The organism is Achromobacter spanius, from assembly GCF_039673305.1.
Classification (GTDB): domain Bacteria; phylum Pseudomonadota; class Gammaproteobacteria; order Burkholderiales; family Burkholderiaceae_B; genus Achromobacter; species Achromobacter spanius_F.
This window is the reverse complement of the sequence record NZ_JBDJLJ010000002.1, coordinates 306,654-320,714: the sequence shown is the minus strand read 5'-3', so window position 1 is coordinate 320,714 and position 14,061 is coordinate 306,654. Positions and strand designations below refer to the sequence as shown.

Below are 14,061 nucleotides of genomic sequence, written 5' to 3'. Positions count from 1 at the left end.
TCCCGAGCCTGGGTTTGCTCAAGCAGAACATGAACACGCCAATCCGGTCACGCAGCTGCCCTCGGCCCAGGCCGCGCCGCGGCGCGCTCCGAGGACACCGGCCCGAACGCTGCGCCCCCATCCGTCCTCAAGGAGCCATTCATGAATCCTGTCCTATCGGCCCGCGCCCTCATACCGGTCGCGCTGGCGGCTTTCGCCCTGCTGTCCGGCCCGGCCGGCGCACAGCCCGCCGCCGGCACCGTTCCCACCACCGCCGCACCGCCCTCCAGCGCCGCGCCTAGCCGCGCCGACGTCGAACGCGATCTGGCCGCCTGGAAGGAGTCCGGGGTGGAAAACCAGTGGAACGGCGACGAAAGCCCCGATCTCTACAGTCCGCAATACACCGCCGACTACAGCAAGTACGTGAGCACGCGGCCGCCCAGCATGGCGCAGCCGTGGAATCAAATGCCCGCCGGGTATCAATCGCAGCCTGCTTCCGGATCGCAGCGCAAGTGGTGACGCCGCCGCGTCGCCCCGCACGGGGCGCATGCGCGAGGTCCGCCTCGCCCATGCGCCCCGCTTCATTTTGTAAACATTGATCCAGAATATTCTTGTTTTGAAACAGCCCCGGAACGTTCCCCATTTATGCTCCAGCCCTTACTCACCTGGAGCGCAGCGCCATGACGAACACCCCGCAGGACGTGGAAAGGTATCTGGCCAAGTCCCACCCCAGCGAACTCTACGTTCACGCGCTGACCCTGTTTGAGCAAGGCCACAAGGACGAAGCGGTCAAATGGTTCTATGCCGGCCAGCTGCGCTTTCGCTACCTGCTGGCCGCCAACCCCGGCCTGCCCCAGGACGACGAACCCGCCGCCATGGACGCGCTGAACGCCACCGTGGGATCCAGCATCAACGAATGGGCCGGCGGATCGCCGCAGGACTGGGCCGACGCCATGCAGTCCGCGCTGGACTGGGACGCCGCAACGCCCAACCCCACCACCCCCAAGGACCGGCATGCCGACGCGCTGCGCGAAACGCGCGCGGGCCTGGAATCGCTGATCGGCCAGATCCGCGACAACGTGGACCTGATCCGCGAGCAGCGCACGCAGGCCGGCCTGGAGAACCGATAATTCCGGCATGACCGATACCCGCTACATCGCAGACCTGCGCCGTCGCTACAACACCGGCGCGAAACTCAAGTTCATCTACTTCTGGGGCCACCAGCCCGGCAGGCACGGCGTCACCGCCTCCTGCTTCAGCCAGTGGTATGGCGCGCCCTTCGAGATCGAAGGCCAGCGCTATCCCACCGCGGAACACTACATGATGGCCGAGAAGGCCCGCCTCTTTGGCGACGAAGCCACCCGGGCGCTGGTGTTCAAGGCGCCGAATCCCGGCGCGGCCAAGGCCCTCGGCCGCCAGGTGCTCGGCTTCAGGGAAGACACCTGGCTGGCCCACCGCTACGACATCGTGGTGCGCGCCAACCAGGCCAAGTTCGGCCAGAACCCCGAACTGCGCGAATTCCTTGCGCAGACGGGCAATCGCGTCATCGTCGAGGCCAGCCCGGTGGACCGGATCTGGGGCGTCGGCATGGCGCAGGACGACGAGCACATCGCCAACCCCAACCTGTGGCGCGGCTTGAACCTGCTGGGCTTCGCGCTGATGCAGGTGCGCGATCAAGGACGCCCATGACCGCCCCCTCCCACGCCCAGGCGCTGAAGAAGCTTGCCGCGGATATCCTGGTCCAGACGCTGGACGACGACCTGTCGCGGCTGCTGACGAACGCCATGGCCCGCGCCAGGCATGACCCCGCCATTGCCGCCAATCTCGCGGCCCACGTCCTGCCCCCCCTGCTGCGCCGCTGGAATTGCGTGCTGCAGGCCGCGGACGACGCGGCCTCCCCCCTGTACCGCCACAAGACCGCCGTGGCCCTGGCCATCCTGCTGCACAAGTACGGCATCGCCGACGCCGCCATCGCGGCGCGCGCCGACGCCGGCATCGACGCGCTGAACGATGCCGTCGCCCTGAGCGACGACTTCCACCGCAAGACGGACGACATCAAGACCGCCTTCCTGCGCACGCCGCCCGCGCCGCTCAAGCGCGCGCCCGGCCTGCCCGACAGCCTGACCTTCCACCGCGCCGGCGACGTGGTGTCCTGCCAGCTGGACGGCCGCTACTACGCGGCCTACGTCCACCGCTGCGCGAGCACCAATCAAAGCCCCGTCATCGAGTTCTACGACGCGGTCCACGACCATGTGCCAACGATTGAGGAACTACGGGACAAGCGCGCCAGGGGACGCCGCTTCAACGACGGCAGCGTGCGGATCGAACACCTGTCCGTTGCCGGCATGAAGTTCATGCCCGATCCCGCCGGCCAGATCGTGCTGGTCAAGGCCTGCGTGGAAACCCCGCCCGACAACAGCCACCTGGGCAAGCGGGTCGGGCTGTATGTCGTGTCGGACATCTTCGACCTGCAGGACAGCGTGGACGGGATGTTCACGCAGGACTGAAACGCTGCCCCGACGGCCTCACGCCAGGTACGACGCCACCTCTTCCGGCGTCAGGTAGCGCTTGAACGTCATGGACGGCTGCTGGGCCTCGTGGATGATGCCGTTGAAGCCGGACCAGTTGCGTTTCGTGCCCTCGTCGGTTTCCAGCGCGATCAGCACCCGCTTGCCGTGCCGGGACGCGTGGTCGCGCAGCGCCGCCTCGCCCCAGGCCCACTGCAGCATGTTCTTGAGCTCGCCATCCGCGTACGCGCCGGCCTGCAGCCACTGGAAGTCGGCGGTGTCGCCGTCCATGTCCGGCTCGCGGGCGGCGATCTCGCGCTTCACGCCCAGCGCCCGCGCGTGTTCGCCGATGATTATCTGCAGCAGCGTGAACGCATGGAAGGTGTTGTTGATGGCGTGGGCTTCCGCGATGAATCCCGTCCCGGAAGCCGGCAGCACCACGACCAGTTCGTCCTCGTAGCTGAGCTGCGAGGCCAGCCACAGGTAGTGCAGCTGTTCGAACGGCAGGCTGTCGTTGAGCGTGGCCATCGGGTGCAGCATGGCCATCAGTTCGCCGTCGGCAATGAAGGCCTGGTGATTGCCCCGGTGGCGCATCAGCATGGTCATCATGGGCAGGACCAGGAGGTCCACGGCCTGATGCAGGGTTTCGACCTGCCAGCGCTCGTCCTTCGGCACGTCGGCCATCCGGGCCTGGGCGTCCAGCCACGCCTGGCGGTCCGCCTCTTCGACCTCATCATCGTCGTCTTCCACTTCCTGCGCGCAGAAGGGGCGCAGCGTCCGCAGCCATTGGGCCAGCAGGGTGTGGAGCACGGGGAAGAGGATCGCGGGGTCCGCGCCGTCTTCCACCAACGAACCGCCCATCAGGGCCAGGGCCGCGGCCCGGGACGGATGGATCCCGGGCAGCAGGCCGGCGCAGGCCTGCAGGTTCGCCGCCGTGTGGGCCGGGTCCCGCGTCTGGGCAAGGAAGGCGCCCACCTCCGGACGCTGGAAGAACTGTTCCAGCGTATCGAGATCGCTGGCGGCGAGAATCGGAGGGGTCAGGGCGCGGGTGAGGTCTGTGATCGGCATGCCGCGCAGTGTACTGAAAGGAAGCGCCCCCGATTTGTCGTCACCAAAAATATCAGCCGACGCCTGCCCCCCGCGTGCAGGGCTGGTCCACGGAATCCGGGCGGCGTCGGCGCGGACAATCGCTGAGCCGCTTGCGCACGATGCGCGGAGCCGCTTCCCCCAGGGCCAACCCAGGACATCTCGTTACATGTCCTGCCAGATTTAGCCAAATAAAACAGTTCTTCGGCCGCTTCCGGTTTAGTTCTACTTCTTGCCTGCTGTTGGTCCGGCGCGACTCCCGCGTCTGCCACCCGCTGGCATATACAAAATCAATAATCGGAGGAGGAGTCTATGCGCACATTCAAACGCAGGGCCGCCGCATTCCTGGCGAGCGGCCTGATCGTCCTGGTGGCGGGCTGCGCCGCGCCGGGCGGCAAAAAGGACACGATCGCCATGCCGGGGCTGTCGCAGCCCGTGGAGATCGTCAGGGACAAGCACGGCGTATCCCACATCTATGCCAAGAACCAGGCGGACCTGTTCTTCGCCCAGGGCTTCAGCGCCGCGCGCGACCGCCTGTGGCAACTGGACCTGTGGCGCCGCCAGGGCGAAGGCAAGATGGCCGAGCAGTTCGGCCCGCGCTTCATCGAGCAGGACCGCGCCGCGCGCCTCTTCCTGTTCCGCGGCGACATGCAGGCCGAATTCGCCAGCTACCACCCCGAAGGCAAGGCCATCCTGACCGCCTTCGCGAACGGCATCAACGCCTACGTGAACTGGGTCAAGGCCAATCCCGACCAGTTGCCGCCGGAGTTCAAGCTGACCGGCACCGAGCCCGGGTACTGGAGTCCCGAGACCTCGCTGATCCGCATCTATGGCCTGACGCGCAACGCCAGCGAAGAAGTCAGGATGTCGCAGCAGATCGCCGCGCTGGGGCTGAACGCCGTGCAGGGGCTGAGCACCTTCGAGCCTCCCCTGGCGCTGCAGGTGCCCGCCGGCCTGGACGTGCGCCAGATCGACAAGACGGTGCTGGACACCTACAGGCTCGCGCGCGATGGCCAGAAATTCGAGGCAGGCGACTTCCCGCGCAGTCCGCTGGCGGCCGACGATCGCGCCAAGCTGGCGAGCGCGCTGTCCGAAGGCAGGCTCGCGTCGCTGGACCCGGCCTTCGATCCCATGGCGCCGCGCTATGAAAGCAACAACTGGACGCTGGGCGGCCAGCACACCGCCACCGGCAAGCCGATCCTGGCGGGCGATCCGCACCGCTCCATCACCATGCCGTCCCTGCGCTACATGGTCCACCTGAACGCGCCGGGCTGGAACGTGATCGGCGCCGGCGAACCCGCGCTGCCCGGCGTATCGATGGGCCACAACGACCGCATCGCGTTCGGGCTGACCATCTTTGCGTTCGGCGACGAAGAGGACCTCTACGTCTACGACACGAACCCCGCGAATCCCAACGAATACCGCTACCAGGGCGGCTGGGAAAAGATGCGCCAGGTCGACGAGTCCATCCCCGTGCGCGGCGGCGCCGCGGCCGTGCGCAGCCTGAAGTTCACGCGCCACGGCCCGGTCATCTACGAAGACCCGGTGCGGCGCAAAGCCTACGCGCTGCGCGCCGCCTACCTGGAATTCCCCGGGACCGCCGCCTACCTGGCCAGCCTGCGCCTGAACCAGGCGCAGAACTGGAACGAGTTCGTGGCCGGCATGGAAAAGCACTACACGCCCAGCGAAAACATGGTGTACGCCGACGTCGACGGCAACATCGGCTGGTTCGGCGGCAGCATCGCGCCGATCCGGCCGCGCGCCGACTGGTCGGGCATGCTGCCGGTGCCCGGCAACGGCGATTTCGAATGGCGCGGCGTGCTGCCGGGCAGTTCGCTGCCCAGGGTGTACAACCCGCCCGAAGGCTATGTCGCCACCGCCAACGAGTACAACCTGCCGGCCGACTTCCCGTACAAGGACATGTCGGCGCGCACCTGGGCGGAACCGTTCCGCGTCCAGCGCATCCGCGAGGTGGTGGCCGACGGCAAGGGCCTGACGGTTCAGCAGTCGCAGGATCTGCAGTTCGACAACCTCTCGATTCCCGCGCGCACCCTGGCGGGCTACGCCAAGTCCCTGAACTCCGCGGACCCGGCACTCGGCCCGGCGCTGCGCCTGCTGAAGGACTGGGACTACCGCATGGAAACCGATTCGCGGGCCGCGACGGTCTATGCGTTCTGGCTGCCCGAAGTCGTCAAGCGGGTCACCGATCTCTACGTGCCCGCCAGCGGGCGCGCGGCGTTCGGCGAGCTGTCCACCCGCAAGACCCTCGAAAAGCTGGCCACGCCCGATGCCGCCTTCGGCACCCGGCCGGACCAGGGGCGCGACGCCCTGCTGCTCCAGGCGCTGGCCGACGGGCTGCAGAAGCTCAGCGCCAAGCTGGGCCCGGATTCGAACCAGTGGCAATGGGGCAAGCTCCATCACATCCAGTTCGAGCACAGCCTGGCCAGCCTGCTGCCGCCCGACACCGCGAAGAATTGGGCGACGCCGCGCTATCCGGTCAGCGGGGATAACGACACGGTGCATCGCGCCACGTTCCGCAAGAGCGACTTCCGCGTGACCAGCGGCGCGTCGTACCGGCAGGTGATCGACGTGGCGGATTGGGACAGGTCGATGGTCCAGAACGTGCCCGGGCAATCGGCCGACCCGCGCAGCCCGCATTATCAGGACCTGCTCAAGGGCTGGGCCACCGGCGAGTACTTCCCCATGGCGTTCAGCCGGGCGAAGGTGGACAGCCAGCGGGCCGACACGCTGACGCTGCAGCCGTCGGGCAACTGACGCCTGGGCAACGGCGGCGCGCAGGCCCGCGGCGACAGCATGCCTGGCCCCGCCTTGACGTTTGTCATTCCGCCCGGTTGCGGCCGGGTGGGAAAATCCCGAACAGATACTCCGGGACCGGCTATGACTCTCTACCCCGCGCTGCTCATCTTGCACCTCCTGGCCGCGTTTCTTTTCGTCGGCACGGTGGCCTTCGAGGTGCTGTTCCTGGAACCCGTGCACCGGCGGCTTTCCCCCGATGTGCGCAAGGCGCTGGGCAGCCAGCTGGGACCGCGCGTGCGGTCAGTGGTGCCCTGGTCCGTGGTCGTGCTGTATCTGGCCGGCCTGGGCCTTGCCTGGCAGCATCGCGGCGCGCTGGCCGCCCCCCTGGCCTCGTCGTTCGGGATCCTGCTCAGCATCAAGATCGCGCTGGCCGCCAGTGTGCTGGTTCATGTGGCCACCGCCTTGATGCTGGCGCGCCGCCGCCGGCTCACCGGGGCGGTGCAAGGCCGCCTGCACCTCAGCGTGTTCTGCCACATGGTTGTCATCGTGGTGCTGGCCAAGGCCATGTTCTACGTCACCTGGTGACACGGGACAGTTACTTGCCCGAGGCGTCCTGCTCCACCATCATGTCCAGCACGTAGACCTTCGAGGGCGCGTCCGCGGGCGGGTTCTTCCAGTCATAGCGCTTCACGCGCAGCACGGTGCGCACGCCGTCCTGGTGCTCGAATCCCTCGATGGATTGATACAGCGGATGCCACTTGTCCTGCGCCGGCAGCGCGATGCCCGCTTCATTGAATTTGCGCTCGCGCACCATCAGGCACTGGTAGTGCGGAATCATCGGATGGCTGCATTCGGCGCGCTTGGCCGCGACTTCCAGGAACATGATCTGCCCCGTGCTGCCGTACAGCGTTTCCGGCGTGGGCTCGCCCACGAACTTCAGCACGGTGCCGTCCTGCGCAGCCAGTTCCAGCATGGGTTCGGCCTTGTCGCCGGTCAGCGTCGCGCGCAGATCGCCCTTCATGCGCTGGCCGATTTCGGCATCGAGCTGCATCAGGCTCTGTTCGCACGCCTTCATCGTGGAGGCCAGGTTCGCGATGGTCAGCACGCCGTTCTTGTACGTGTATCCGCCGAACTGGGCGTTGCAGCCGCCGCGGATGTTCAGCGCATCTTCCGTGAAACTCAGGCGCAGCTGGTGATCGATGCCCTTCTGCAGGGCGGCGATCGACTTGCCCGAGGCGTCGGTGGCGGAAGCCAGGCGCCAGTAATAGGCGGTCAGGCTCGATTGGGTGGCGGCAGCAGCGGCGGCGGGAGCGGGCATGGAGGACGATCCTTCGCGAGGGGTGGAGGTCGGCGCGCAGGCGGAAAGCAGCGCGGCGCACACGGATGCAAGAAGGATGGTTTTTTTCATGATTGGTTCCTGACAGCCGGCTGGCCTTGATGAAAAGCGGCATTCTACGTCCGTGGCGTGGACGGATCTGGCGGATGCGCCGGCAGACGGTTTCCAAATCTTGCCGAACGGCCGTCCCTCAAAGCGGGGCGCCGGCAGGCCCCGGCGGTCGTGTGCCATACGGCATCGGGCGCGCCAGCGCAGGCCGAAACCGGCCGCGGGTTGTCAGGCCTGCGATTACAGTCTGACACTTACGCGCGGCGAGCTTCACGCCGCGCGCAGCACCCCGGCCTCTTCCCGCAGCACGCCGCGCGCCGTCAGCCCGGCCACCGCCAGTCCGATGCGCGCTTCCGCGTCGGCCAGCGTCCGCGCCATCCCGAGCAGCCGCGAGACCGACCTGACCACGTCCGCCTTCGGCGCATTGCCGGCCTGCGCCAGCACGTGCAGCACGCCGTTGGCCAGTTCCTCGATGCAGACGTCGTCGACCCGGCGGCGCGCGGACTCGTCCGCGCCCGCGCCGCGAAAGCCCTTCCAGTCCTGCGGCGCCACGCCCGCGGGCCAATAGAACCTGACATGGCCTTCGTCGGTCTGCCCCGCGTCCTCGGGCGTCAGTGCGCGCAGGCGCTCCACGATCCTGGCCCCGGTCCGTTCCAGGCCCCAGGCTCGGGCGACGCGCCGGTGCAGCGCGGTTTCGGAAATCGGCCCCTCGATGTCGATGGCGGCGCGCAACTGCTCGACCAGCAGAGCGTCGCTACCGCGGCCGTAGAACGCCTCCGGCGCGCCGCCGTCCAGCGCCGCCAGCCGGTACGTCTCGGCGCCACCGGCTGCGCCGTTCGCGGCCGGCGCTTCCTCATGCGTCGTGATCACGAACGCCACGCCGCCTGGCCCGGCATCTTCGGCCTGCGCCTCGGCCTGCCCGGCATCTTCCAGGCCTGCCTGCGGCGCGCCCTCGGGTTCCCCTTCCGGCTCGTCCTGCGGTGCGTCCTCGGGCTCGCGCTCCAGTTCCGCGTTCAATCGCGCCAGCAGCTTGTCCACTTCGCGCTCCGGATTGATCCACCAGTCGGTGGACCACACGCGATGCAGCCGCCAGCCCAGCCCTTCCAGCACCACCTGCCGCAGGCGGTCCCGGTCGCGCGCGGTGGCGCCGGAGTGGTACGCCCGGCCGTCGCACTCGATGCCCAGCAGGTACCGTCCCGGCGCGCGCGGATCCACGACGCCCATGTCGATCCGGTAACCCGAGCAGCCCACCTGCGGATGCACCGTCCATCCGTGCTGGCGCAGCACCTGGATCACCTGCGATTCGAACGGGCTGTCCGGTTCGCGGCCCGTGGGCAGCGACTGCTCGGCCAGCGCGCGCGGGCCCTTCAAGGCGAATTCCAGGTAGTGCTTCAGGTCCCGCACCCCCGCCGCGCGCACGCGCGACAGGTCGATCTGTTCCGGCATCAGCGTGCTGTAGATCACCACGCCTTCGCGCGCCCGCGAGATGGCGACGTTCAGGCGGCGGTGTCCGCCCTCGCCGTTCAGCGGACCGAAGTTCATGGTCATCTTGCCGGCCGCGTCCGGGCCGAAGGTGATCGAAAAAAAGATGACGTCGCGCTCGTCGCCCTGCACGTTCTCCAGGTTCTTGATGAAGAGCGGCTCGCGCGATTGCGCCGAGATGGCCTTGTCCAGCTCGGCGTTGGCGCGGCGGCGCGCGTCCAGCAGGGTTTCGATCAGCGATTGCTGCGGCTGGTTGAAGGTGACGACGCCCAGGGTCTGGCGCCGGCGGGCCTTGTCCAGGTAGTGCTGTTCGATGCCCTGCACGATGGCTTCGGCTTCGCGGCGGTTGGTGCGGCTGCCGCCGCGGTCGTAGACGCCGGCGACCTGCGCGAGGCGCACGGCGATGTCGTCGGTGACGGGCGACGGGAAGGTGATCAGCTGCGAGTCGTAGTAGGTGACGTTGCTGAAGGTGATCAGGCTTTCGTGCCTGCTGCGGTAGTGCCACTGCAGGCGCAGGCGGTTCATGTCCGCGCCCAGGCATTCGTCCAGAATGCTCTCCAGGTCCTCGACCTGGCCGTCATCGCCCGCCCCGTCCTCGTCGGGCGCGGACTTGCTGAAGAAGCTGGTGGGCGGCAGCTGCTTGGTGTCGCCCACCACGACCAGCTGCTGGCCGCGGGCGATCGCGCCCACGGAATCCCACACGGGAATCTGCGACGCCTCGTCGAAGACCACGACGTCGAATTGCGAATGGCCGGCGTCCAGGTACTGCGCGACCGACAGCGGCGACATCAGCAGGCAGGGCTTGAGCTTGGGCAGCAGCGTCGGCAGCCGCTGCATCAACTGGCGCACCGGCACATGGCGCGCCTTCTTCTGCAGTTCCCGCCGCAGCAGGCCGAGCTCGCTGTCCGGACTGACCAGGACGCCGTTGCCGGCAGGCACCTTGCCCGCCAGCACGGCCGCGATGTAGGCGCTGGTCAGTTGCTGGAAGCGGTCGTCGGCCTGGCGGAATTCCCGGATCTTGCGCTCGTGGTCGGCGCTGGAGAAAGACCGCAGCACGGGGGTCTGGTCGATGACTTTCTTCACCCACCAGTTGCGGTAGCTGAACTCGAAATGCGGCTCGACCTGCTCCAGCGGGACGCGGCCCTGCTCCAGGGAATCCACCAGCCCGTGCAGGTTGAGCTGCGTGGCCTCATTGCGCGCTTGACGCCACACGCACCAGGGCATCAGCAATTGCCGGTTGCCGCGCCACTGCGCGATGATCCCCTGGATGCGCGCCAGCGCACCATGCGCATCGGATTCGCCCGCCAGGGGTTGCGTCGGCCGGGCCTGCGCGTCGACCTCGGCCAGCCTGTCTTGCAGCGCGCGCCAGGCGTCCCGGTAGTCCAGCAAGGCCTTGCCCAGCGCGGCCGCGGGTTGCAGGAACGCCCGGTTCTCGCCCACCAGCGGCGCCAGCCGCGTGCGCAGTTCGGAGGCGCCCGCGGGGTCGCCCGCAGCCAGCGCCACGGCGTCCGTGAACCGCTGGGCCCACTGCTCATGGCCCCGGACCTGCTCCCAGTCGGTGTCCAGGCCCGCATAGGCGTCCTGCAGCAGGCGCTTCGCGTCAGCCTTCAGCCCGGCCAGCTCGCGGTCTTCGGCATTGACCTGGGCCAGCGGCGCCAGCGCCGCCTCGATCGCGGCGTCGTCAGGACGCTGGCCGTCGCGGCGCAGCGCCGCCAGGCGCTTGCGGATGCCGCGTTTGGCAAAGACGGATTTGGGCCACCACGACGCGCAGGCCGCCAGCCAATCCGCCTTGAGCGCCGCCGCGTCCACCTCCGCCAACTGCGCATTCCACTGCGCCTGCAGCGGTTCCCAATGCGCGTTGCGCGCCAGGCCGTGGCGGGCCATGGCCTGAACCTGGAAACGCGCGGCGGCGTCATGCGCCTGCGCGGCCAGGCCGGCCGGCACCCGCGGGGCGGCCAGCAGCACGTCGGCCAGCTGGTCCAGCCTGTCGTACGCATCCAGGCTCATGCCTGCCGCCGCCAGGCCCAGCGCATCGCCCACGGCGGCGGCGCGATCCTTGAAGGCCTGCGCCGCCTGATCCAGCGCCTGGGCGGCCGCCAACAGCGCGTCCTGCCAGCTGGGACTCCATTCGGCCATGCCGATGTGCGCCAGCGGATGGCCTTGCAGCCTGCCCAGTTCGCCCGACAGGGTCGCCATGCGCCGGGCCGTCTCGCGCAGATGGGCGAGCTCCTTGCGGTCGTGCGCCTGCGCATCGGGCCACGGCAGGAACGACGGCTCCTTGCCGGCGTTCTGGATGCAGGCGCCGATGGCGTCGAACACCGTCAGGCCGTTGCGGTGCTCCTGGTGCAGCGCTTCCACCAGCCCGTTCAATTCCTGGCGCAGCACGGCCAGGCGCTCGGCTTCGCGGGCCCAGTCGTCGGACGTGCGCTGGCCGCCGTGGTCCAGCGCCCGGCCCAGCTGCTGCAGGACTTCCGCCTTGCGCGCCTTGGACGAATGCAGTTCCAGGCAGAACGGCCCCAGCCCGATGTTGGCCAGGCGCCGATGCACGACCTCCAGCGCGGCCATTTTCTCCGAGACGAACAGGACCGTCTTGCCGCGCGCCAGCAGGTGCGCGATCAGGTTGGTGATGGTCTGGCTTTTGCCGGTGCCCGGCGGCCCTTCCAGCACCAGGTCGCGCCCGGCGTCGACCGCGCAGATGGCCTTGAGCTGCGACGAATCGGACAAGAGCGGCGTCAGCAGGTCCTGCGGCTGGTAGCTCTCGTCCAGGCGGTCGAAGCGTGCTTCATGCGGCTCCCGGGCAAACGCCTGGCCCGGGCGGTCGATCAGGTGCTGGACGACGCGATTGGCCTTCAACTGGGCGGTGCGGTCCTGCAGGTCCTTCCACATCAGGTACTTGGTGAACGAGAAAATGCCCAGGTGGGCCTGTTCCAGCACTTCCCAGCCGGCGATCTCGCGCACCGCCAGCCGGAAGGCCTGCAGCACCCGCGCCACGTCCACGCCCTTGTCGTCGGCCGGGGCCGCGACGTCCAGCCCGGGCACGCGCAACTCGTAGTTGTTGCGCAGCATCTGCAGCAGCGTGGGGTTGATGATGGTCTCGTCGTCGTGCCGCACCAGCCGGAATCCGCTGCGCACCGACTGGCGCTGCAGGGACACGGGCACCAGGATCAGCGGCGCGAGATGGGCGTTTTCCGCGCCGGGCGTTTCCGTCCAGCGCAGCATGCCCATGGCCAGGTACAGCGTGTTGGCGCCGCCCTCTTCCAGTCCGGTCCGGGCCGCGCCGAAGATGGCCAGCAGGTTGGCGTCCAGCGCCTCCTGCGGCACGCGGGCGATCAGTTCCTGGTTCGACAGCGCCTGCAGCGCCATGTCGTCCAGCGGCGCGCGGCCCCCGCGGCCGACGTGAACCTGCGCCATGCGCGGGTCGCTGCCTTCCATCAGCGCGGCGGGCAAGGGGCGGATGCGGAACTCGCCGCCGTCGGCGATGGCGTCCTCCAGCCGCGCCAGATCGGGCACGACCAGCGGCAGGGTGGACTTGGTGGGCTTGAAGTTGAGCAGGCGGTTGCGCAGCGTCAGGTCCAGCAGGCGCGACTTCCACTTGGCCAGGCGGCCTTCGGGCGTATCGTCGGCCGGCTCCAGGCTGATGACGAATTCGGGATCCAGCGGCGGCAGGTCGGGCGTGGGCTCGATGGCCGCCGGCTGCTCCACGGGCGCCGCATCGCCCGGCGCGGCAGGCGCCACGCGCGAGGGCAGCGGCTTGATCTGCAGTTCGCGCGCGCGATGGATGTCGATGGCGTAGCGGAACGTGCCGTCTTCGCGCAGGTGCGCGGCGCCCTGTTCCAGCGCCAGCCGAAGCGAAGGACGATGATTCGGATGCCGGGCAATGCCCGTGGTCTCGAACACCAGGAATTCGCCGCTGTCCACGCGCTTGCGCACGGCTTGCACGTCGTCGGTCAGCGGATCCGCGAAGCTGGCCTGGTGCAGCCACACGCCGACCCAGGCGTGGCCGTCCTTCATGAGCACGACCGGGCGCAGCCCCGCCTGCTCCAGGCAAGACGAGAACAGCATGGCCAGGTCCAGGCACGTGGCCACGCGGGCCTCGATGATGCGGTCCGGCGTGCGGATCTTTTGGCCGTCCACCCCGAACGACGCGGGCGGCTCGGCGTAGTGCAGAGTCTGCGCGGCCAGCGTGCTGTAGATGGCCGACACCTGCTTCCAGACGACGTCGCGGCTCCTGGACTGGTAGCCGTTCATCGTCAGCTCGCTGTGCTGGCTGCGCAGCAGCGCCGACGCCTGGCCGATCAGTCCGTCCACGGCCGCGTTGTTCGGCATGGAAAAGGCGGCCAGCAGTTCGGGCAGCGCTCGCGTGCCCGCCCACTGGTCATAGGCCAGGACTTCGACCGGCCGCGACGCCCGGCCGACCTCGCGCCCCGCGGACCGCGCAACCACGGTGATGCTGGCGCGCGCCGCCTCCTGCTGGTCGGCCACCCAGGCGTGGTCCGGGCTCAGGTCCAGCGGCGAGATGCGGCGGATCTCACCGGACTCCAGGCTGTCGAAACGCAGCGTGACGGCCTGCGCGAAGGCGGGGTTGCAGGCGACGTGGACCTCGATGTCGTCGCAGGCGTGCGGCGCATGGTTGGTCAGGCGCAGCGACCGCACGATCGGGACCGCGTTCTGGAGCGACGCGTAGCCCAGCGTGGGATCGGCTTCGATGTCGATGACGATGCACGGCGCCTCGCCGGCGCGGGCCTCGGAAAGCGCGGATTCAGGCGCGGGCCCCGCCGCGACGTGCGCCGCCCCTTCCAGGATCGGGGGCAGTTCCAGGTCTTGTCGCTTGTCCATCCATCTCTCTCGGTTCGATGCGTCGTCAGG

The 14,061-nt window shown here is 68.7% G+C and carries 9 protein-coding genes; 6 read left to right on the top strand and 3 right to left on the bottom strand.

All coding sequences use genetic code 11. The annotated features are described in order from the left end of the window. Positions 1 to 141 precede the first annotated feature (141 nt). The 4 genes from ABE485_RS03665 to ABE485_RS03650 all read left to right on the top strand — a co-directional run bounded on the left by ABE485_RS03665 (position 142) and on the right by ABE485_RS03650 (position 2,486). Positions 142 to 498 carry a DUF4148 domain-containing protein gene (locus ABE485_RS03665; RefSeq protein WP_346513531.1) on the top strand — a complete coding sequence of 119 codons (357 nt, stop codon included), beginning with the start codon at positions 142 to 144 and terminating at the stop codon, positions 496 to 498. A 161-nt stretch (positions 499 to 659) separates the two neighbouring features. After that, positions 660 to 1,109, top strand: coding sequence for a hypothetical protein (locus ABE485_RS03660; RefSeq protein ID WP_346513530.1), 450 nt, complete (start codon positions 660 to 662; stop codon positions 1,107 to 1,109). A 7-nt stretch (positions 1,110 to 1,116) separates the two neighbouring features. Further along, entirely contained in the window at positions 1,117 to 1,668 is a 552-nt protein-coding gene (locus ABE485_RS03655) for an NADAR family protein (protein WP_346513529.1), read from the top strand. Further along, the gene (locus ABE485_RS03650; protein WP_346513528.1) at positions 1,665 to 2,486 is read left to right on the top strand and encodes a hypothetical protein; all 822 of its coding nucleotides are present in this window, start codon (positions 1,665 to 1,667) and stop codon (positions 2,484 to 2,486) included. Before ABE485_RS03655 ends, ABE485_RS03650 begins: the two co-directional genes overlap by 4 nt. An 18-nt stretch (positions 2,487 to 2,504) precedes the next feature. On the opposite strand, the gene ABE485_RS03645 is transcribed toward ABE485_RS03650, so the two are convergent. Then, entirely contained in the window at positions 2,505 to 3,554 is a 1,050-nt protein-coding gene (locus ABE485_RS03645) for a hypothetical protein (protein WP_346513527.1), read from the bottom strand. 330 nt (positions 3,555 to 3,884) lie between these two features. Between ABE485_RS03645 and ABE485_RS03640 the strand changes: the two genes are divergently transcribed. Together ABE485_RS03640 and ABE485_RS03635 are read left to right on the top strand one after the other, a co-directional pair. Then, on the top strand, positions 3,885 to 6,347 hold the full coding sequence (locus ABE485_RS03640; RefSeq protein WP_346513525.1) for a penicillin acylase family protein: 2,463 nt from the start codon (positions 3,885 to 3,887) through the stop codon (positions 6,345 to 6,347). Between the two features lie 123 nt (positions 6,348 to 6,470). Next, positions 6,471 to 6,914 (top strand): CopD family copper resistance protein, encoded by a 444-nt coding sequence (locus ABE485_RS03635; RefSeq protein ID WP_346513524.1) that lies wholly within the window; start codon positions 6,471 to 6,473, stop codon positions 6,912 to 6,914. A 10-nt stretch (positions 6,915 to 6,924) separates the two neighbouring features. Here the strand turns inward: ABE485_RS03635 and ABE485_RS03630 are convergent, their stop codons facing one another. Together ABE485_RS03630 and ABE485_RS03625 are read right to left on the bottom strand one after the other, a co-directional pair. Continuing rightward, on the bottom strand, positions 6,925 to 7,647 hold the full coding sequence (locus ABE485_RS03630; RefSeq protein ID WP_346513659.1) for an META and DUF4377 domain-containing protein: 723 nt from the start codon (positions 7,645 to 7,647) through the stop codon (positions 6,925 to 6,927). A 336-nt stretch (positions 7,648 to 7,983) separates the two neighbouring features. Beyond that, positions 7,984 to 14,031 carry a DUF3320 domain-containing protein gene (locus ABE485_RS03625; RefSeq protein WP_346513523.1) on the bottom strand — a complete coding sequence of 2,016 codons (6,048 nt, stop codon included), beginning with the start codon at positions 14,029 to 14,031 and terminating at the stop codon, positions 7,984 to 7,986. Positions 14,032 to 14,061: the final 30 nt, after the last annotated feature.

Excerpts from the sequence above, each read along its gene's own strand:
- ABE485_RS03655 (WP_346513529.1), top strand. The coding sequence starts at position 1,117 with ATGACCGATACCCGCTACATCGCAGACCTGCGCCGTCGCTACAACACC.
- ABE485_RS03665 (WP_346513531.1), top strand. The coding sequence starts at position 142 with ATGAATCCTGTCCTATCGGCCCGCGCCCTCATACCGGTCGCGCTGGCG.
- ABE485_RS03650 (WP_346513528.1), top strand. The coding sequence starts at position 1,665 with ATGACCGCCCCCTCCCACGCCCAGGCGCTGAAGAAGCTTGCCGCGGAT.
- ABE485_RS03660 (WP_346513530.1), top strand. The coding sequence starts at position 660 with ATGACGAACACCCCGCAGGACGTGGAAAGGTATCTGGCCAAGTCCCAC.
- ABE485_RS03640 (WP_346513525.1), top strand. The coding sequence starts at position 3,885 with ATGCGCACATTCAAACGCAGGGCCGCCGCATTCCTGGCGAGCGGCCTG.
- ABE485_RS03625 (WP_346513523.1), bottom strand. The coding sequence starts at position 14,031 with ATGGACAAGCGACAAGACCTGGAACTGCCCCCGATCCTGGAAGGGGCG.
- ABE485_RS03635 (WP_346513524.1), top strand. The coding sequence starts at position 6,471 with ATGACTCTCTACCCCGCGCTGCTCATCTTGCACCTCCTGGCCGCGTTT.
- ABE485_RS03630 (WP_346513659.1), bottom strand. The coding sequence starts at position 7,647 with ATGCCCGCTCCCGCCGCCGCTGCTGCCGCCACCCAATCGAGCCTGACC.
- ABE485_RS03645 (WP_346513527.1), bottom strand. The coding sequence starts at position 3,554 with ATGCCGATCACAGACCTCACCCGCGCCCTGACCCCTCCGATTCTCGCC.